Consider the following 18,982-nt stretch of genomic DNA (forward strand, 5'->3'; position numbering starts at 1 on the left):
AACAGAACGACGAGTACCAGCTCCAGAGCCGCTACATGCAGATCGAGGGAATGGCCGCTCTCGCCACACCACAGATCGAGGAGGTGACGCCGCTACAGATTACACCCAAGGCCGCCTGAACGATGCGCCCCGGGGCCACGACCGAAATTACACCACATTGACGGACACGACCGGAATGCCTGGCGCTCATCGTTGCGCGGCAACTCAGGCACGAGGATGTTCTGGCGGCCCTGGCCGACCTGTACGTCCTGCGCGGCCCGCCAGCACATATACGGTCCGACAATGGCAGCGAATTCATCGCGACTGCCGTCCAGAAATGGCTGGGGCAGATCGGCGTAAAGACGCTCTACATCACGCCGGGATCACCATGGGAGAATGGCTATAACGAAAGCTTCAACGGGTCGCTTCGCGACGAACTGCTCAACGGCGAGATCTTCTACAGCCTCGCCGAGGCCAGGGTGCTGATCGAGGCCTGGCGGCGGCACTACAACACCGTTCGCCCTCACAGCAGCCTGGGCTACCGACCGCCGGCCCCGGAAACGGCGACATCGCCATATCCGGCCTCCGGTTCCGCTTCGCTCCACCTCCACCCGGATATGGCGGCGATGAGCTTAATCCACTAACAAACCAATCGGTCCACTCGGCGGCGGCAGATCAGACGCTTCCATGGTTGGGCATCAGGCCGTCATCCTTGCCAATTGATGCAGGCGCTATATAAGCCTCAAGACTATGTTATATTAGCCACAACGGACAAGAAAACCAGAGATTGGCGGTTCCGCATGTCAGAGATCTGCACGTAGAAACCGTGAATACATAATGCCATCGCCAGCGCGTGCAAAATCGATCAATTGCAACGCTTTAAAATGCCAAAATAGTTCAGATTGCCAAAGGTAGAATTAGCAATCATGGGTGCGTTCAATTCTGTTGCAAAGCAGCGGTCAAATTCGGCAAAGCTTATTATGGCAGAGATATTAATGCTCTTCATATTTGGCATTATTCTACCATTGGCAGCTTTTTCTTGGAAGTTAAATGGAGGCTCCATAGCAAACCTTCAAAGTGTTACCGCTATCGCAGCATCTCTTGCCATATTTATAGCATATTTAAGCTTTCGCCAGCTCAATATTTTCCCAAGCGCCGCCTCCGGTGGATATCTTTTGCTCTGCCTGATGTTTAGCTATGGTATAATAGCCGCATGCATGTTGATGCTTCGATTTGATTATAGTCGCCTCCAGCTTCTAACCAGCGCCATAGCCTCGGTCGTCATATCGACCGCTATTCAAGTATTTTTCCTTGGAAAGCGGAAGAGTACTTTTGGCGTCATTAGTGGCGGACGCGCGGAATTTTTACCACTTATGCCAAATATACACTGGATATCTCTGGATATCTCCAAGAGCATTTCTTCTGATATTCACGGGGTTGTTGTTGACCTTCGCGCCGATCATAATCGGGAATGCGATTCCTGCATTGCAAAATATGCACTTGCCGGCGTGCCTATCTATCACGCTCCCGATGTTATCGAGCAGTTGACCGGTCGGGTCGAGATTTCGCATCTTTCCGAAAACACCCTGGGCTCGCTCAATCCGAACGATATATATCTGCAACTCAAGTCATTGACCGATAGGATTGTCGCTCTACTACTCCTGATAATATTATCACCTCTTCTTGTGATCATTTATATTCTTATTCGCGTAGATTCGGAAGGTGGCGCCTTATTCTTTCAGCAAAGAATGGGATATCGCGCTCGTCCGTTCAAGATTTATAAATTCCGGACAATGATCCCCCAGCCTTTTCAGTCTCCCGATAATCAAGCGTCACTTCGCAGCGCCATGACAACTGAAAACGACCCCCGCATCACACGCGTTGGGCGCTTTTTACGACGCACTCGTCTTGACGAACTTCCTCAGCTTATCAATATTTTTCTGGGCGAAATGAGTTTTATTGGTCCACGGCCCGAGGCAGAGCAACTCTCTGCATGGTACGAGAAAGAAATTCCCTTTTACCACTATCGGCATATTATTCGGCCCGGATTGACCGGATGGGCCCAGGTCAAGCAGGGTCATGTCGCGGAGTTGGAAGACATCAGATCCAAACTTCACCTCGACTTCTATTACGTTAAGAATTTCTCATTCTGGCTTGACGTCATCATTACACTTCAAACGGTCAAGATCGTCCTCACCGGAACGGGTGCAAAATAATGAAGATTGCGTCACCGACATCGTGGCTCCGTCTTGCCGGGTTCGTCGTCGCGGGGGCGATGCTGGCAACCGCGGCTGCGCGACAGGCGGCGACGGGAACGCTCGCTTATTCGATGCCATCACTGGTCAATAGCATCGCGCCCGGCAATGCCGCCATCTTGAGCAGCGCCTACAATAATGTCGTGACCGAAAAGGGCGATACGCTGAAGCCCAGTCCTTACTGGCTTGCGCGAGCAAGGGCGGCTTTGCGAGACAATCCCCTCACTGCGCAGGCTTTACGGATCTATGCCTTCAACCTCCCGGACCAGTCGATTCCGCATTTGCGCCCGGTGATGACGCTGGGCGAGCAGGTATCGCGGCGCGACACCCTGACGCAGATCTGGCTGATCGAGGATGCGGTCGGAAACGGTAGGATCGAGCAGGCTCTGCGGCACTACGACAGAGCCCTATCCTCATCGGACGAGTCCAGGCAGATGCTAATGCCGGTCCTGAGCGAAGCGCTAGGTACGCCCCAAGTGCGCAACGCCCTGGTCCCCTATCTGCAACGGCGCCCGTGGAACGGAGTCTTCCTGACTTATGCGGCGAGCCATTCATCCGCCCTCGACGGGGTGATCGAAACCATTGAGAAAGCCAACGGCGCGGGTCAACTTTCCGCCGTCTATCAGCCGGCCGCAACGATCGCGATGGGCCGCCTTGTCGATCAGGGCCAGTTACCCCAGGCGCAGCGGCTTGCGTCCCGCATCGGCGGAATGACGCCCGCGGCGATCAGGAATGTCGGTTTCAGTCAGGAAAGCTGGATGGAAAACCTCCATCCGCTGACATGGACGCCGATCAATGATGCCGATATCGTGACCGCGCTGGATTCGCAGAACACGGTGAATATCTCGACATCCTCTTCCACCGCGAAGGTTGCCTTATATCGCGTAACACCCGCCCGTTCCGGATCTTACGACTTTTCCCAATCCGTGTCTTTCCCGGATGATGCGCATCCTGCACGAGGAACCTGGCAGGTACTTTGCGTCAACGGCAAGGAAACTACCCAGCTCCTGGCCGTCGAGGTTGCCCCCGGCACCAACGAACGCAGCCGTTCGCGGATCGCCATTCCCGCCAACTGCTCAGCCCTCCGTCTGAGCTTTATGCTGGCGCCTACGGATGGTGCAACCGACGCGGCGATCCGCCTGAATAGCGTATCGCTGTCACCGCTTCCCTCCGACAGCAGGGTGCGTTGACATGCCATTTTCAACGCCATCGCAAGGACAGGCCACAATTCGCGTCTTGTTCGACTGCCATACGTTCGACGCGGGACCGCAGGGCACCACCACTTTTCTGGCCGCCATCATCAATGCGCTGCCCGATGCCATCCAGCGGACGGGGAGCGACCCCGTCGAAATCTATTGTGCGGCCCATGACCGCTCAGCGATCGAGCGCTTTCTGACCGTCCCCTTCATCTACGTCCCGATGAGGGGGGGCTTCCTGGCCCGCAACGCCATCGCTCTGCCTCGCGCGATCAAGGCGACCTGCGCGGACGTGGTCGTCAGCCAATATGTCCGCCCCTTTTTCGCCCGCGCCCGGACCATCTCGGTCATCCACGACGTGCTGTTTCTGGACTATCCTGGCCTGTTTTCTTGGAAGTACAGGTTCGTGCGACGCTTGCTTTTCGGCTGGGCCGCCCGGCATAGCGATTTGGTTGCGACCGTTTCCGACTATTCGCGGGAACGCATTGCGCATCATTTCCAGGTCGACGCGTCGTCGATCACCGTCATTCCCAACGCGGTTGGCGAGGTCGGTGAGCTCAGCCACAAGGCGCTCGAGCCTCTCGGGCGACCGCTGAAGCTGCTATATGTCTCGAGATTGGAGCGTCGCAAGCGTCAGGACTGGTGCATCCGCGCGACGCACGTTCTCGCGCAGGTGGGCATGCATGTCGAACTGACCCTGGTCGGTTCGCGAAGCGGATCCTATGCAGCAGAAATCGAGGCACAGGCAGCAGCCCCCTCCCCCGCAGGGGCCACCGTCCGCCTGATATCCGGCATCAGCGACGAGCAACTGCACGACCTTTACCGCGATACCGATATCTTCCTGTTTCCATCGGAATGCGAAGGGTTCGGCATACCGATCATTGAGGCCGCGGCACTGGGCGTGCCGTGCGTCGTCGCCGATAACACTGCGTTAAGCGACCTGCGCCACAGCTATATCGGCGCGGCGTTCCAGAGCGACAGTTTCCAGGATTTCGTGCGGGCTATCCGCACCGTGGTGGCGGATTTGCCTGCCCAACGAATTCAGGCTAGGGCGCGCGCGCCAGAGGTCCGTCACGCATACCGCTGGGTCACGGTTGCCGAGCAGATGCTCCCCCTTTTCCAAGGCCGTATAGCCTCATGACGCTGTCGATCATTACCGTCACGCACAATTCGGCACGGGATATCCCGCGCTATGTGGAGACCTTCCTGTCGTCCGGTTCCGGACGAAAGGGAGGGGCCGTAGAGTTCATCATTGTCGAGAATTCTGGGCATCCGGAAATCGAGGACCTGTTCCAGCCGCTGAAGGACGCAGGCTTTCCGGTCCGTGTCGTCGAAGCTGAAAATCGCGGATTTGGCCCGGCCTGCAATGCCGGCGCGGCCATCGCCAACGGCTCGACATTGATATTCGCCAATCCGGACATCGAGTTTCTAGAAGCGATCGATCCCATCGATCATGCCTCGCCCCCCCATCTCTGGGGAACGGTTCGCCAGATCGATTCCAAGGGCCGCGCTTATGCGTTCGATGTCCTCCCCGAATACAAGACTGTCATCGGGAGCCTGCGCGGCTGGTATTCCTCGCTGACACCACATAACAAGAAATGGATAGGGCGCATCTTCCCAGTTGGTTCTTTTTACATCATATCGAAATTATTATTCTCGCAGGTTGGTGGGTTCAATGAAAGCTTCTTCATGTATTACGAAGAGGCAGAAATGTCACGTCGCGTTCAAAAGCTAGGACTTCGTCCTGTATATTTTGAAAATATCTCGATTCATCACAAGTCATTTGGATCTTCTTCGAGCTTTGACAGCACGATGGAATATGAAACCGCCGGATTTCTCAATTACGAGCGGGTGACACAAGTCAAACGGCTGATCCCGGTCCGCCTCCAGACCCTGATGATCACCTCCCTACTCTCGAAAGCATCACGCAAGCGACTGGCCTGCATTCGTCGCCAGATAAAGAACAGAGACAAGGCACCTGGTTGATCAGATGGCCGAGCAACAGCCCAAAACGATCCTGATCCTCGCCTACAGCATATCTCCGACCCGAGGCTCGGAATATGCTGTCGGGTGGAACCATGTCGTCCATATGGCACAACATCATCGCCTGATCGTCCTTTATGGTCTGGCCGGTGATCATATGGGTGATTTCGAGGAGATGACTGGGGTCGATACCAGCGATTTTCGATATCCGGTTGAGTTTGTCCCCGTCATGCCGAGCAAAGCCGCGCGGATTGCCAATCATCTCAATCGTACCAGCGTTCTTCCATACAGCTTTTATGTGGCCTATCGTTATTGGCACCTCGAAGCCCTTAAGGTCGCACGTGGAATATTGAATCGCAAGTCGGTTGATATCGTCCATTATCTTTGCCCGATCGGATATCGCGAGCCTGGATATTTGTGGAAGCTTGACCGACCCTATATCTGGGGGCCGATCGGTGCGATGGATCTGCGCCCGCTGCGCGCCTTTTTCGGACTGGGGTTGAGTGAGGGTTTAAAAACCCTAGCGCGTAATACGGTAAACGCCCTGCAATTTCGGGTTAATCCTCGTCTCGCCCGCGCTCTGGCCAACACCGATATCCTGGTCACCAATACGGTCGAAAATGCCACCATCGTCCGCAAGGTCTATGGCAAGGAATCGATTATCATGCCCGAAAATGGCGTGACGACTCCACCGACCACGACGCATACCCCACCATCAGATGGACCATTGCGGCTGATCTGGGCCGGCACGATCGAAACCCGCAAGGCGCTCGTCATCCTGCTGCGTGCTCTGGCAGACGTACCGGATCAATGGGCACTGGATGTGGTCGGCTCAGGCCCTCTTGCGGAGCCGATGCAGGCATTGGCCCGCGAATTGGGCATAAACGATCGCATCCGCTGGCATGGAAAGATTCCACGCAAGGACGTCTTTGCGATCTTCGCGCAGGCGCATCTTCATGTCCTGACTAGTCAGGCTGAGGCCCACACCACCGTCCTGTTCGAGGCGATGGGCATGGGCGTGCCCACCGTCGCCTTCGATCACTGTGGCATGCACGACAGCATTTGTGACAAGTGCGGCGTCCGGATCATGCCCGGCAGCGTGTCGGAAATGACCCAGCGCCTGACCGCGATTCTGTCATCCTATATCGCCGATCGCAGCGATCTTGCAGTGCTGTCGCAAGGTGCGCTGGCCTGTGCCGAACAAGCGAGCTGGCAACAGCGCACCCTACGGTGGAATGCGATTTACGATCGTGTCATCGAGACCTGGAAACGAAAGCCATGAGCCGGACCTGGCACATCATTCGCGCCGACCCGGGACATGCCGTCAATCTTGTCATCATGCTTCTACGCGGCACCTTTTATTTTCTGGTTCGCCTGCAAAAGCCGCGTCTGGTCTTCATGGACCGCGGTGCCCGGATCTATGGTTTGCGCAACATCCGCTTCACGGGTCGCGCCAAGATCGGCGCCCATGCACTCGTCGATGCGCGCCACTGCATCAAATTGTCGCTGGGTCGCAATTTCTCGCTGGGCGACTTTTCGATCTTGCGGTGCTCGGGCTCGCCGATGTTCACCTGTCCGGGCGTCTCGATCGGGCATGACGTCTCTTTTGGCCCATACTGCAATATCGGTGGCGGATATGGGCTGTCGATCGGCGACTACACGATCGTCGGACCCTATGTATCCATCCATCCCGAATACCATGTCACGGCCAACCTGGATGTACCGATACGTCAGCAGGGTATCGACGGCCGCGGAATCGTTCTGGGGCAGAATAACTGGTTCGGTGCAAAGGCCACGGTGTTGGACGGTGTGACGCTGGGGGACGACGCGATCGTGGCGGCAGCTGCACTCGTGACCAGGGGCGAATATGGATCGCGCGTCATCTATGCTGGTGTCCCTGCCCGAGAAATCGGCAAGCGCGCATAAGGCGGCAAGATATGATGCTTGATAACAAGGCGACGCTTCAAAGCGGACGTTCTACGTCACTATCGGTCGAATGGACGCTGTTTGCGCTCATGCTGCTGAGTTATGTGCTTCCAGCTGGTCCATTTACCGCCGTCATCGCGGCGCTCTGCCTGCTCCTTGCAGTTTTGTCCCCTGGTGAGGTGAATCGCAACGCGTTTAAACTGGCCGCCCCTTTCCTCTTTATGATGATCTACGGAGTCGCCATGTCGAGGGGTAACGAAAGTTACGATATCGGCAAGGACATCTGGTACATATCGAAGCTTTGTCTTTGTCTGGTGTTGGGTTTCCAACTCGGAATGCGGACGAGAGATGGTGAGCGGACTCTGCGCTTCCTGGTGCTTTTCGCGGTATTGACCAGTTTGTGGTCGATCGTACTCTATCTGCGCTATGGTTATGAGATTGCCGACCCCATGACGGGCGATCAAACCGCCACATCACGAATTCCGTTGCTGGGCGTGGTCGCAATCCCCTTCCTGCTTGAACATCTTCGTCACAGCGATAGACGCCATTTCCCCGCGATCATCGGAGCGCTGGTGCTCATCGGCGTTGCGATCATTCTCAGCAACTCGCGTACCACAGTGCTCATCGCCCTGGGCCTCGTCGCGACCTGGGCGGGGCTTCTGGCAACTTGGCGGCGCGCGATTTTTGCTGTTGTCTTGGCCGTCGTGATCGGCTTTTTGGTTTGGCCCTTTCTCCCGGCCTATACGGGCGGCGATCTGACGATTACCGTAAAGTGGCGGCGATCAATTGAGGAACTGCTATTTACAGATAGTTTCGATGCTCGTCAGATGCTTCTAAACTGGCGCGGCTTCGAGGCTTACAACGCCCAGCTGAAATTCAATCATTCCGATATCATTCATAAGTTTTTCGGCAGTGGTGCCGGTGCAACCGTCGATCTCGGGCAATCGGTGGACATGGGCATGGGCATGAACTACCGATTCATCCCCATCCTTCATAATGGCTTTTATTACGTACTTATCAAGTACGGCCTGCTTGGCATCGTCATTTACACGGTTTCCATATTGAAGTTCATTAATTGGGGTCGATCCGGCCAGATCAATCCACGATATTTCTACGATCGGCTGCTGCGCGGGGTGGTCCTTTCAATATTTCTGTCGACGACCGTCATCACCGGGCTATTCAATAAAACCGAGCTGCACGGCATAACGATTATAACGGCGTGGTTGATCGGATATCTTTACATGCAAAAGCCGACCATGCTCTCCAACGGCCAGCCGTCCCCCGTTCAATCCAGCACAGAGGCGGTGCCAGCATGACCCCTGACCAAGACGTGCACCCCGTTTCGGGTGCCCGGAACCACCGTCCTGTCATTGCAATCGTGGGAAGCGTCGGCATTCCGGCAAAATATGGTGGCTTCGAAACGCTCGTCGAGAATCTGGTCCGCTACCACGCTCGCAAGTCCTTGCCAGGCGCGCTGACAGTCTATTGCAGCAGTCGTGCCTATGCCGATCGGCCGAGTCATTACGAGGGTGCGGAACTGCGCTACATTCCACTCGACGCCAATGGCATCTCGAGCGTGATCTATGACGCCATATCGATTTTTCGCGCGATAATCCAACGCGCCGACGTCATCATGGTTCTGGGAGTCTCGGGCGCACTCATTTTGCCCGTGGCAAGGCTATTTTCACGCGCCAAGTTCGTGGTCAACATCGATGGTCTAGAATGGCGCCGCGAAAAATGGTCTCGGGCTGCCTCTCTGTTCCTCAAATTTTCGGAGCGATTGGCAGTGCACTTTGCGGATACCGTCATCGCCGATAATGGGGGCATCGTCGATCATGTGGCCGAAGCCTATGGCGCCAAGGCCATCGAAATCCCCTATGGCGGTGATAATGCGCTGCTCGGAGCCGGCAACGCCTCTGCCCGGTCAGACGCTTCGCCCTATTCGCTTATGCTGTGCCGGATCGAGCCGGAAAATAACGTGCATCTCATCCTAGCCGCTTTCGCCAAGACCGAGCGCAAGTTGGTCGCGGTCGGCAATTGGCAGTCCTCGGCTTATGGCCGATCGTTGGCCGATCAGTATCGCGGTGTGCCGAACATCAAGATTCTTGATCCGGTGTACGAACCCAAGGCCCTCTACGCCCTTCGCCACCATGCCTCGGCTTATATCCATGGCCACTCGGCGGGGGGGACCAATCCATCGCTTGTCGAAATGATGATCCTCGGAAAACCGGTCCTCGCCTATGATTGCGTTTATAATCGCTATACGACTGAGAACAGCGCCCGGTATTTCGACAGCGAGGCCACGCTAGCGACGCTCGTCAATTCGAGCGAATGGCCCCTCGACGATGCCGAGGGCCTCACGATGCGGGACATTGCATCCCGTCGTTACACCTGGGACATTGTTGGTCGGCAATATTTTGACGTCATGCTGGAGCGGTGACGGCTGGGATTAAGACTGAATCACCATCCAGCGGCCAGCACTTTTCACCCAGAGGATTTTGAGCGGTGAGCCGGGGCGCAAGGTGCCGGGTACCCCTTCCCACTCGGTTCCAGCCGGCCAGGCCAGTCGCCTGAGCACCCGGGTCGTCGCGATCTCCAGCGTCCAACCATCCGGTATTGCAGCCTTGGCGCCCAGCAGGTCGAGACGCCCTTCCAGAAGATCCGCAGATGGCTCCAGGATCAGCACCTGGGTCTCAGGTCGCACGCGGCAGGTAAAGGCGGCCACCACCGGCTCGCGCTGTACCGCACAGGCTCCGGGATAAGAGCCGTAAGATGCTATCTCGGCGCAATTCCCCAAGAGGGTTATACGACGAGGGTCGCGATCGTCGGCCGATCCGTCAAAGATCGCCTCAATCTTGTTCAATGCATTGCTGCGCCCGCCCATGACGACACAAGGCAAGGCGGTGGGTGCGAAAGGATGTGCGATCCGTCCCAAGCCGATGATCTGAGGATTCATGAATGTCGTATTAGAAAATCCACCAAGCGCATAGCGGATCTTCTTTACATCGCTTGGATATAGATTGATGGTTGGCGATAGATAGACATTGTTGAAACCACGATCCTGCACGCAAATCGCAGATGGGGGGCGTGAGGCCCATATATATTCGATGGCAGCATTGATCGTACAGATCTGACCGTGGTTGATCACACAACCATCCGCGACGATTGTGAATTGCGAATTGACGCAATGTAGCTCGGTCGCCCAACTGGAGCATTGGGTGAGAAACAGGTTCGCGGTGATATAGGCACCGCGCAACATGACGGCCGTGGCTGCCGTCGTTTCGCTCGTTATCCGGAAGTCGCAATGAAAGACATTCGTGCCGTCCGCATTCGGCTGGACGACCAATGCGGAATAGCATTTGCTGGCGTAAAAGGAAAAATGCGATCGCCAGACGGCATAGCCACCATAGGCTTCGACAATCACCGCCGCGATGGTCGCATCGCTGGCCCCCTGAAGGGAAAAACCCTCTACTCGTGCACCGCTGATCTGCCCGGTCGTCTCATCCGACAGACACCGGATGATCGGCTTGTCCGGTGCCGCCTGCATCAGAAAGGAGGCATTTTCGCCCGCTCCGCACAAGGCCCGCCCATTCAACAGACGAAGGTTTGAAAGCTTGTAATAACCCGGCGGAACACGGACCAAATGGCTGACCTGCTGCGCCCGAGTAAAGGCTACGGTACAGTCCGGCGGATTGTCAGACGTCTTGCACCGCGCGATATTTTGCGGTGTCATGAAGTCCCAGACGCTTACCTCATCTCCCTGGGACGATGCCTTTTCTCCGCCGCCCTGCGGGGGAGCTGCTTCGGCGCGGCTCATCAAGGGGATAAGAGTTGCGGCAAGGATCAGTGCCTGGCGTCGATTTTCATTCATACCACGGCCTAAACCCCTGCGAAGCGCTCTAGATCCCCTTAGACTCGATTGCGTTCGATCCGGCGTCCGCGGCCCGCAACGTGACCATTAGACGCTTGATCCGTTCCTCACTCAAGTGAAGTTCGGAACCGCTGAGCAATGAAGCCCAGAAAGCGAGGGTACTGTCGTTGGTATCAAGAACGGCATAGCGCGCCATCAGCCGGACTAGATCTTCCGTCGTAATGTCGCTCGTATCGATATGCTCGAACCGATCGCGATAGACGGGATTGTCGAGCGCGTTCGTCAGAAGGTCATCCCGGTTGGTGATGATCGCGCCGCCCGCGGGAATGGCGTCGAGGCGATCGTTCAGATGCGCGACCTGCGCAGCCTCGGTGGTGAAGAAATCACCAAGTCGCAAATGGGTCAGATGCCCCTTGCCCTGCCCGCGGATGATCCCGAACTCGTTCCGGATGCGCGCGATGCCTGCCGCCACTTTCGGCTCGGGAAAGCGCGCATAATCTTCCGAGCGCTGAAAATATCCATCAATTAGGATCGTGCCCGGCAACCGGATGACTTCCGTCGAGCCTGGAAGCAGACGGGTCAGCACCTTAGGAATGCGCAAGGCAGAAATGGCCGATCGCAGGCTCCCCGTTTGATCGCTCAGCCCTTGGAAAATTTCCGAACCCTGAAAGCCGTGCTTGTAGCGGGCATCATGGATTCGGACGAGGCGTTCGATACCTTCCTGCTCCGCCAGAAGGCGGCCATAGAAGACCTGGAAAAGCTGATTACCCAATCCGCCATGCGTTCGCACGATAGCAACCGTCATGACGGTCGTTCCTTTTCATCAATATTCATTTTTAACCAAACGGGCTCAGCCTAGCTCTTGGATTGACCATAGCTGTAATTGTAGCTGTAGCCGTAACCATAGCCGGAATGATCTTCCTTGATCTTGGTAAGCACCGCGCCAAAGATATGGGCGTGGGCAGACTCCAATCGCGCGAGCGACGACTTGAGGCCGCGAACGGAAACGCCACCGGCCTCGATGACGAGCACACATCCTTCGACGCTGCGTGCCAGCAGCGGTGCGTCGGCAAGCCCTAGGATCGGCGGGGAGTCGATCACGACATGGTCATAACGCTCGAACAGCCGGTTGATCAGCATAGACATGCGATCGCTGCTGAGTAGTTCGGCCGCACTGGGAGGCATCGGCCCTGCGGGCATGATGTCGACACCGCGAACCTGACCGCCATGGATCAGCGGAGCCCAGTCATTGTCACCAGCCAGGAAGTTGCTCAACCCCGAGATGTTGCCAATGCCGAGCATGTGATGGATCGAAGGGTTTCGCATGTCCGCATCGATCAATACCACCTTCTTGCCGATCCGGCCCAACACGGTCGCGATCGCATAGCTGGTCGTGCTCTTGCCTTCGGCTGGCCGCGTGCTGGTCACGATGAACGAGCGTGGAACACCATGACTGGTTGAAAAGGCAAGATTGGATTGAACCGTGAGATAGGCTTCCGCTAATGTGGACTTGGTATCGGAAAGCAAATCGAACGGCTTGCCCTCCTTGACCGTCGGTACGCTTCCCAGCAGCGGGATCTGAAGCAGGCGATTGATATCGCCAGGATCACGAAGCCCCTCATCGATCTGATCGAGCGCGAAAGTCGCCACGCCGGCTAGTGCCAGACCACACAGCAGGGCGATACCCATGTTCAGGAACAGCTTGGGAGACGACGGCCGGTCAGGGACCTTTGCGCTGTCAATGATCGCAATATTATCCGCACCGACACCAGCGATGCCGATTTCCTTGTAGCGCTGGAGCAGTGCATCATACAGCTGCCGATTCGTGTCGGCGTCACGCTGATAGATGTTATACTGAATGGTGGCGCGCTGCTGACGATCAAGATCGTTCTTTAGGCGGGTCACACGTTCGGAAAGTATCTGCTCTCGCGCAAGTGCCTGCTGGTAATCGTTGCTCCGCGAGCTCGCGATGCGCCCTTCTTCTCGGGCAATGCTTGCATCAAGGGCTTTCATCTGTTCGTTCAGCGCACGTGCCGCGGGATAGCCCGGTTCGAACTGCACCATCAATTTTGCATATTCGGCCGCAATTTCGGCGCGGCGCTGCCGCAGTTGGGCAAGTGCCGCGCTGTTGATCGCATCCGCGTTGGTGCCGCGGGCCCCCGGCGCATTGGCGCGACTTTCGGCTGCGATGCGGTCCGAAATTGCCTGGGCCAGTGCCGTGTTCAGTGCTTCGAGATCGGCCGACGCCAGCGTGCGCTCGGTCTGCGTCTTGCCGTCCATGCCCTGGGTCCGAGTCAGCGCGACAATGCCGTTCTGCGAGGCATAGGTCACGACATCACGTTCGGACTGCTGAAGCCGCATACGTAGGTCCGCAAGGCGCCCTTCCAGGAACTTACGCGCCTCGCTGGTCGAAGCCATGCGCCGATCGTTGCTCTGTGCCACGAACTGCTGGACCCAGGTATTTGCGATCTGGGCCGCGAGGTCAGGCGAGTTGCTGGTATATTGAACATCGACCAGCGCCGAGTTCCTGATTGGAGCGATGGTGACGTTGTGAAGGAGCAGATCGATCGCCAGCTTCTCACGTCCGCTGCCCGCGGCACCTGCGCCGCTAGCAGGGCCAAGCTTTTCAAGCTGGCTGCTGCTCACGCCCTGCTGCGCAAAGAACGTGTCGCTTTTTGCGAGCCGTAGCTGACGCACGACGCGAGCCGCCAGGGATTCGGACTCTAGGAGGGAGTATTGGGTCTGATAGAATTCCAGATCCCGTCCGTCATCCGGCGCAACGCCCTGGACATTAGTCACGTTCTTCTGATCGCGGCTGATTTCGATGCGTGCCGCTGCTGTATATTTCGGGGTCATCAGCAGCGTGGCGACGAGCCCGACGATCAGCGCCAGCAGAGTGATCCCGCCAATGACAAACTTCCATCGGAGTACGATCTGCCAATATTGCAGAAGGAACGGTGGAAATATATGGTCGCCGTCCTTTTGATCATTGATCATCGAGGACGATGGTGCGGTTATGATGTTCGATTGAAGCATATTGATGGCTCTACCACTCATACCGCCACCGCTCGCATCGTCCCAAAATATCGTAATTCAGGCCAGGTGCGTTAGGATCAGCAGATAATATTACAAAATTTACCTTATCTTATCGCTGCAAAGCGATAATCAATGGAGTCGTCAACAAAGGTGCAGCCTGCAGCAAATCCTTGAAGAGGCGTCGCGCCCTAGACTCGCCAACCACGACGACATCATTCGCAAAAACCTCGGGATCTTCGTAATTACCTTGGCGGATAGCCTTCAGGTTATAGAGCGCTGCCATTTTTTGGCCATTTACCGTTCGGAAGATCACCACATCATCGAGTTTGGCGAATTCGTCAGCCCCCTTGGCCGTAGCGATCGCTCGCATAAGCGTCATGCGACCTATGACTGGGTAGAGGCCAGGCTCCTTAACCTGTCCATCAACCGTGATGACACGACTGACCGTCTCCACCAGGTTCACGGTGACCTGCGGGTCACGGACGAACCGCTCACTCAGGCGTTGTTTGATAATACGTTCGACTTCGCCGGGCGTATGCCCCGCGACCTCAATCACGCCGATAAGCGGAAACGAGAGTCGTCCGCTCGCATCGACCTGAGCCTGCTTGGCGCTCAGATCGTTGATCCCGAAGACATCGATCGTCAACTTATCGAATGGCCCGATCAGATAGGGGCGATCATTGCCGATGAAATCTCGGCGATCCGGCGTAGGGAGGGACTTTGCTCCCACGATCGTTACGGACCGGTCGCCGCTCTCCCCGAGGCGTGGGCCTCCTCCACATGCTGCGAGGATCAGAGCAGATCCCAAAACGACGAATTTACGCGACATCACGTTCCTAGCCTGTCTGCCTCGCTCGCCCATAAATAATAGCGAGCCTAATTCCTAGCCATCTTCGAATCAGCACGACCACCGCCGAGCCAGAGCAGGGCGATCATCAACAGGCAGACCATTGATGGAGTCCGCAACGGATAATCTCCCAAACTCCCGATACCGATCAGAAGGGTGATGACAGCACCCAATCTCGCAAACCGCGCTTGCGAAGTCGATACCGGGGTACGAAAGGCCCGATATGCTGCCACCGCGAAAGCACCGAGCCCTACGATCAGCAACAAGGCGCCTGGTATGCCCAGGGTAAGCAGCACTTCCAATATCTCGTTATGCGCGTGATTCAGATAGGTGGGTTTGAGTAGCACGTCGGGTTCGTTGACCTGAAAGATCTTCACGAAAGATCCCAGCCCCGATCCGAACGGCATATAGTCCCTAGTCATGTCCAGGATCGGACCCCAGACCTTGAAACGGACTTCACTCTTATTGTCCTGGTTCAGCAGGCGCTGCAGCGCGACGGCTCGCGACATGAATGCGGTGAGCGCCACCAAGGCCAAAGCGCCTCCACCCACAGCCGCATAGACCATCGTCGATCGGCGTCGCGACACCTGCTTTCCCGTCGACCGCACAGGCCGATACAGGAAGGGAACGCTTGCCAGCCCCACGATCCCGGCGAACAGTCCCCCGCGCGATCCCGTCACCAATAGGAACGGGATCATCAGCGCGCCGATGCCGACCGCTAGAAGTCTGATCGTCCGGGCATGCCGGCCATGCTCGGGCTGTCCGGCGGCAAAGACCGCGAGCATGGGGAACATCGTCGCCAGATACACCGCACCGTGATTGCGATTGGCAAAGATACCGCTCGCCAGCCCGCGATTGGCCAAGTGATAGAAATAGAGCGGGCTATAGTCGCCACCCAGGATCTGACCCAACCCAACCAGTCCGCTCACGATGCCGATCACGATGAACATGGGCAGGTAGCGGGACAATTGGCCGGGGGACAGCTGAAGCCCCAGCACCAGCGCCGCCAAGGGTACGAACATGCTGTAGAACGCGTTCCAGCCCTCGTCGGGCGTCATGGTCAGCGGACGCCAGATGTCCCCCGCTCCCGTCGCATGATCGATGGATATGACGATCCCGCGCCCGGGCAGGGACTGCCATAGTTGAGGAGGCAAAGGCACCAAATGAAGGATCGTCAGCGCAAGGATCGCAACCACGATGCCCAGGAATACAGGACGGGCACACAGGGCGTCTCGCGTGAGCGACCAGCATCCGAGCGTGAAGATGAGCGCGGCGACCGGGCGGAGAAACAGCAGCGAGACGATGTCACTGCGCGATCCGCCACCGATCAGAAAGGCAAATGCGAGATAGGCACCCAGTATCCAGAATATCCGGGAATGCCGACCGGCACTGGGACCCGACTTTCGTCGAAACAGCGTTGCTGCCGAACTCAACACGAAAAGCTCCCACCCACCTTCTTGGTTTCTCGATCAGATCCGCAGCGGGAATACGTCATTCCTCGCCTTCGTACGATGAGGAACGTCGGTTTCCGACTCGATATGCGTCCTTGACGTTATATCCGACCGGAAACCAACGCCCTTCTAACATAAGGGGTTTCCAGAACACGCCTCTTCTCTCATGCCCTGTCTCAGGCAAGGGGCGAAGCCAGAAAAGTCTGGTAAACGGCCTGAACGCCCTCCTTCAACCCGATGCGCGGCGCCCATCCCATAGCGGCAAGCTTGTCGCCAGACATCAGCTTGCGCGGCGTACCGTCGGGCTTGGTCAGGTCATGAGTGATCTCGCCCTCGAAGCCGACGACTTCGGCAACCAAGCGGACCAGGTCGATAATCGCGATGTCGTCGCCCGAACCTGCATTGACATGCTCGTCATCAGAATAGGTTTTCATCAAAAAGACGCAGGCATCTGCCAGATCGTCGACATGTAGGAACTCGCGGCGCGGCGTGCCGGTACCCCAGATTTCGATGGCATCTGCATTGGTCTTCTTGGCGTCATGCGCCTTACGGATCAGCGCCGGCAGAACATGGCTGGACGCCAGGTCGAAATTGTCGCCGGGGCCATACAGGTTGGTCGGCATTGCCGAGATGAAATCGCGACCATGCTGACGCCGATACGCCTGGGCCAGCTTGATCCCGGCGATCTTGGCGATCGCATACCATTCGTTGGTCGGCTCGAGGGAACCCGTCAGCAATGCGCCCTCGACGATCGGTTGTTCGGCGAACTTGGGATAAATGCATGACGATCCCAGGAACAGCAGCTTGGCGACGTCGCTACGGTCCGCCGCCTCGATGATATTCGCCTCGATCATCAGATTGTCGTAGAGAAAGTCGGCCGGATAGCTATCGTTGGCCAAGATCCCGCCGACCTTGGCGGCGGCCAGGAATACCGCGTCGGGCTGCTGATCGTCGAACCAGCGCCGGGTCGCGGACTGATCCTTCAGGTCGAGTTCGCCCCGCCCGGCGGTCAGCACCTGGCAGTTCTCGGCCGCCAGACGCCGCACGATAGCTGAGCCGACCATCCCGCGATGACCCGCGACGAAGACACGCTTGCCAGTCAGATCGAAGGGTTTGCCGATCATCTCAGGCGTCCTTGGCGATCGGGGCATTTTCCATCACGATCAGATCGGCCTGCACCATTTCGCTTGCGAGGTCGCGTACCGAGGTTTCGTGGCTCCAGCCGAGCTTTTCCTTGGCCTTGGCCGGATCACCGATCAGCAGATCGACCTCGGTCGGACGGAAATAGCGGGGGTCTACCTCGACCAGGCAACGCGCCGTCTCGGTGCAGTAGCCCTTTTCGTCGACGCCCTCGCCTTCCCAGCGCAGAGTGATACCGACATCCTCAAATGCCCATTCGACGAAAGTGCGCACTGGTGTCGTCTCACCGGTCGCCAGCACATAGTCGTCAGCTTCGTCCTGCTGCAGCATCAGCCACATGCCACGCACATATTCCCGTGCATGGCCCCAGTCGCGCTTAGCATCCAGATTGCCCAGCCACAGCTTCTCCTGCCGACCCAGCTTGATCGCCGCCACCGCACGGGTGATCTTGCGCGTCACGAAGGTCTCGCCGCGCAGCGGGCTTTCATGATTGAACAGAATGCCGTTCGACGCGTGCATCCCATAAGCCTCGCGGTAGTTCACCACGATCCAATAGCCGTACAGCTTGGCAACGCCGTAGGGCGAGCGTGGATAGAAGGGCGTGGTTTCCCGCTGAGGCACTTCCTGGACCAAACCATATAGTTCCGAGGTTGAGGCCTGGTAGAAGCGACACGTCTTCTCCATGCCCAGGATCCGGATCGCCTCGAGTAACCGCAGCGTACCAATCGCATCCGCGTTGGCCGTATATTCGGGCGTCTCGAAACTGACTGCGACGTGGCTCTGCGCGGCCAGATTATAAATCTCGGTCGGCTGCACCTGCTGCACCAGCCGGATCAGGTTCGTGCTGTCCGTCAGGTCACCATAATGAAGATGAAACCGCGCATTGTCGGTATGTGGGTCCTGATAGATATTCTCAATACGGCCCGTATTGAAAGACGACGAACGCCGCTTCACGCCATGAACCTCATAACCCTTTTCGAGCAGCAACTCGGCAAGATATGCCCCGTCCTGACCCGTCACACCGGTAATGAGTGCCGTCTTTTTCATGGTGAACCTTGATCTACGAGAAATAGGCCGCGTCCGTACACCGCGGTTGCAACGGGACGCAAGTGCTGGCGCCTGAAAGTCGCCGCCATCGGTCGACGGACCGCCAACCCATGGCGGTCCGTATCCTAGCACTACTTTGGCAGAAGTGTGGGACGCGGTGATGGTAGCGCCGTTCCGCAGTTCGGACAGTGTCGCGACGGCGGGCGTAACAGACGATCAAGGATGGCCTGACGGACAGCCGGGAGGGTCGG

The 18,982-nt window shown here is 57.2% G+C and carries 15 protein-coding genes and 1 pseudogene; 9 read left to right on the forward strand and 7 right to left on the reverse strand.

From position 1 onward, the window contains the following. Positions 1-173 precede the first annotated feature (173 nt). From RN629_RS17110 to RN629_RS17150, 9 genes and pseudogenes are all read left to right on the forward strand, one after another. A pseudogene (locus RN629_RS17110) lies at positions 174-623 on the forward strand (integrase core domain-containing protein); the annotation flags it as partial. A 282-nt stretch (positions 624-905) separates the two neighbouring features. Continuing rightward, positions 906-2,195 carry an exopolysaccharide biosynthesis polyprenyl glycosylphosphotransferase gene (locus RN629_RS17115; protein WP_407036322.1) on the forward strand — a complete coding sequence of 430 codons (1,290 nt, stop codon included), beginning with the start codon at positions 906-908 and terminating at the stop codon, positions 2,193-2,195. Beyond that, the gene (locus RN629_RS17120) at positions 2,195-3,424 is read left to right on the forward strand and encodes a hypothetical protein (protein ID WP_407036323.1); all 1,230 of its coding nucleotides are present in this window, start codon (positions 2,195-2,197) and stop codon (positions 3,422-3,424) included. Before RN629_RS17115 ends, RN629_RS17120 begins: the two co-directional genes overlap by 1 nt. A 1-nt stretch (position 3,425) precedes the next feature. Further along, a complete protein-coding gene (locus RN629_RS17125) occupies positions 3,426-4,571 on the forward strand; it encodes a glycosyltransferase family 4 protein (protein ID WP_407036324.1) in 1,146 nt (381 codons plus the stop codon). After that, on the forward strand, positions 4,568-5,416 hold the full coding sequence (locus tag RN629_RS17130) for a glycosyltransferase (RefSeq protein WP_407036325.1): 849 nt from the start codon (positions 4,568-4,570) through the stop codon (positions 5,414-5,416). Before RN629_RS17125 ends, RN629_RS17130 begins: the two co-directional genes overlap by 4 nt. A gap of 4 nt (positions 5,417-5,420) precedes the next feature. Next, positions 5,421-6,695, forward strand: coding sequence for a glycosyltransferase family 4 protein (locus tag RN629_RS17135; RefSeq protein WP_407036326.1), 1,275 nt, complete (start codon positions 5,421-5,423; stop codon positions 6,693-6,695). After that, entirely contained in the window at positions 6,692-7,339 is a 648-nt protein-coding gene (locus RN629_RS17140; RefSeq protein ID WP_407036327.1) for an acyltransferase, read from the forward strand. The genes RN629_RS17135 and RN629_RS17140 overlap by 4 nt, the downstream gene beginning before the upstream one ends. A gap of 11 nt (positions 7,340-7,350) precedes the next feature. After that, positions 7,351-8,655, forward strand: coding sequence for an O-antigen ligase family protein (locus RN629_RS17145; protein WP_407036328.1), 1,305 nt, complete (start codon positions 7,351-7,353; stop codon positions 8,653-8,655). After that, a complete protein-coding gene (locus RN629_RS17150) occupies positions 8,652-9,779 on the forward strand; it encodes a DUF1972 domain-containing protein (RefSeq protein WP_407036329.1) in 1,128 nt (375 codons plus the stop codon). Before RN629_RS17145 ends, RN629_RS17150 begins: the two co-directional genes overlap by 4 nt. Positions 9,780-9,788: 9 nt before the next feature. On the opposite strand, the gene RN629_RS17155 is transcribed toward RN629_RS17150, so the two are convergent. The 7 genes from RN629_RS17155 to gmd form a co-directional block, all read right to left on the reverse strand. Next, positions 9,789-11,210 carry a hypothetical protein gene (locus RN629_RS17155; RefSeq protein WP_407036330.1) on the reverse strand — a complete coding sequence of 474 codons (1,422 nt, stop codon included), beginning with the start codon at positions 11,208-11,210 and terminating at the stop codon, positions 9,789-9,791. Positions 11,211-11,238: 28 nt separating this feature from the next. Further along, positions 11,239-12,015: an O-fucosyltransferase family protein gene (locus RN629_RS17160; RefSeq protein WP_407036331.1), complete on the reverse strand. Its 777-nt coding sequence runs from the start codon at positions 12,013-12,015 to the stop codon at positions 11,239-11,241. A gap of 50 nt (positions 12,016-12,065) precedes the next feature. Next, entirely contained in the window at positions 12,066-14,207 is a 2,142-nt protein-coding gene (locus tag RN629_RS17165) for a GumC family protein (protein WP_407036332.1), read from the reverse strand. Between the two features lie 148 nt (positions 14,208-14,355). After that, a complete protein-coding gene (locus RN629_RS17170) occupies positions 14,356-15,075 on the reverse strand; it encodes a polysaccharide biosynthesis/export family protein (protein WP_407036333.1) in 720 nt (239 codons plus the stop codon). 47 nt (positions 15,076-15,122) lie between these two features. Beyond that, the gene (locus tag RN629_RS17175) at positions 15,123-16,529 is read right to left on the reverse strand and encodes an O-antigen ligase family protein (RefSeq protein ID WP_407036334.1); all 1,407 of its coding nucleotides are present in this window, start codon (positions 16,527-16,529) and stop codon (positions 15,123-15,125) included. Between the two features lie 191 nt (positions 16,530-16,720). Next, positions 16,721-17,668 (reverse strand): GDP-L-fucose synthase, encoded by a 948-nt coding sequence (fcl, locus tag RN629_RS17180; RefSeq protein WP_407036335.1) that lies wholly within the window; start codon positions 17,666-17,668, stop codon positions 16,721-16,723. A 1-nt stretch (position 17,669) separates the two neighbouring features. After that, on the reverse strand, positions 17,670-18,731 hold the full coding sequence (gmd, locus tag RN629_RS17185; RefSeq protein ID WP_407036336.1) for a GDP-mannose 4,6-dehydratase: 1,062 nt from the start codon (positions 18,729-18,731) through the stop codon (positions 17,670-17,672). Positions 18,732-18,982: the final 251 nt, after the last annotated feature.

It is taken from the genome of Facivitalis istanbulensis, assembly GCF_040560405.1.
Taxonomy (GTDB): Bacteria; Pseudomonadota; Alphaproteobacteria; order Sphingomonadales; family Sphingomonadaceae; genus Sphingomonas; species Sphingomonas istanbulensis.

Coding starts and splice junctions, on each gene's coding strand:
- RN629_RS17145 (WP_407036328.1), top strand. CDS start 7,351: ATGATGCTTGATAACAAGGCGACGCTTCAAAGCGGACGTTCTACGTCA.
- RN629_RS17120 (WP_407036323.1), top strand. CDS start 2,195: ATGAAGATTGCGTCACCGACATCGTGGCTCCGTCTTGCCGGGTTCGTC.
- RN629_RS17135 (WP_407036326.1), top strand. CDS start 5,421: ATGGCCGAGCAACAGCCCAAAACGATCCTGATCCTCGCCTACAGCATA.
- RN629_RS17155 (WP_407036330.1), bottom strand. CDS start 11,210: ATGAATGAAAATCGACGCCAGGCACTGATCCTTGCCGCAACTCTTATC.
- RN629_RS17125 (WP_407036324.1), top strand. CDS start 3,426: ATGCCATTTTCAACGCCATCGCAAGGACAGGCCACAATTCGCGTCTTG.
- RN629_RS17130 (WP_407036325.1), top strand. CDS start 4,568: ATGACGCTGTCGATCATTACCGTCACGCACAATTCGGCACGGGATATC.
- fcl (WP_407036335.1), bottom strand. CDS start 17,668: ATGATCGGCAAACCCTTCGATCTGACTGGCAAGCGTGTCTTCGTCGCG.
- RN629_RS17140 (WP_407036327.1), top strand. CDS start 6,692: ATGAGCCGGACCTGGCACATCATTCGCGCCGACCCGGGACATGCCGTC.
- RN629_RS17160 (WP_407036331.1), bottom strand. CDS start 12,015: ATGACGGTTGCTATCGTGCGAACGCATGGCGGATTGGGTAATCAGCTT.
- RN629_RS17150 (WP_407036329.1), top strand. CDS start 8,652: ATGACCCCTGACCAAGACGTGCACCCCGTTTCGGGTGCCCGGAACCAC.
- RN629_RS17170 (WP_407036333.1), bottom strand. CDS start 15,075: ATGTCGCGTAAATTCGTCGTTTTGGGATCTGCTCTGATCCTCGCAGCA.
- RN629_RS17165 (WP_407036332.1), bottom strand. CDS start 14,207: ATGATCAATGATCAAAAGGACGGCGACCATATATTTCCACCGTTCCTT.
- gmd (WP_407036336.1), bottom strand. CDS start 18,731: ATGAAAAAGACGGCACTCATTACCGGTGTGACGGGTCAGGACGGGGCA.
- RN629_RS17115 (WP_407036322.1), top strand. CDS start 906: ATGGGTGCGTTCAATTCTGTTGCAAAGCAGCGGTCAAATTCGGCAAAG.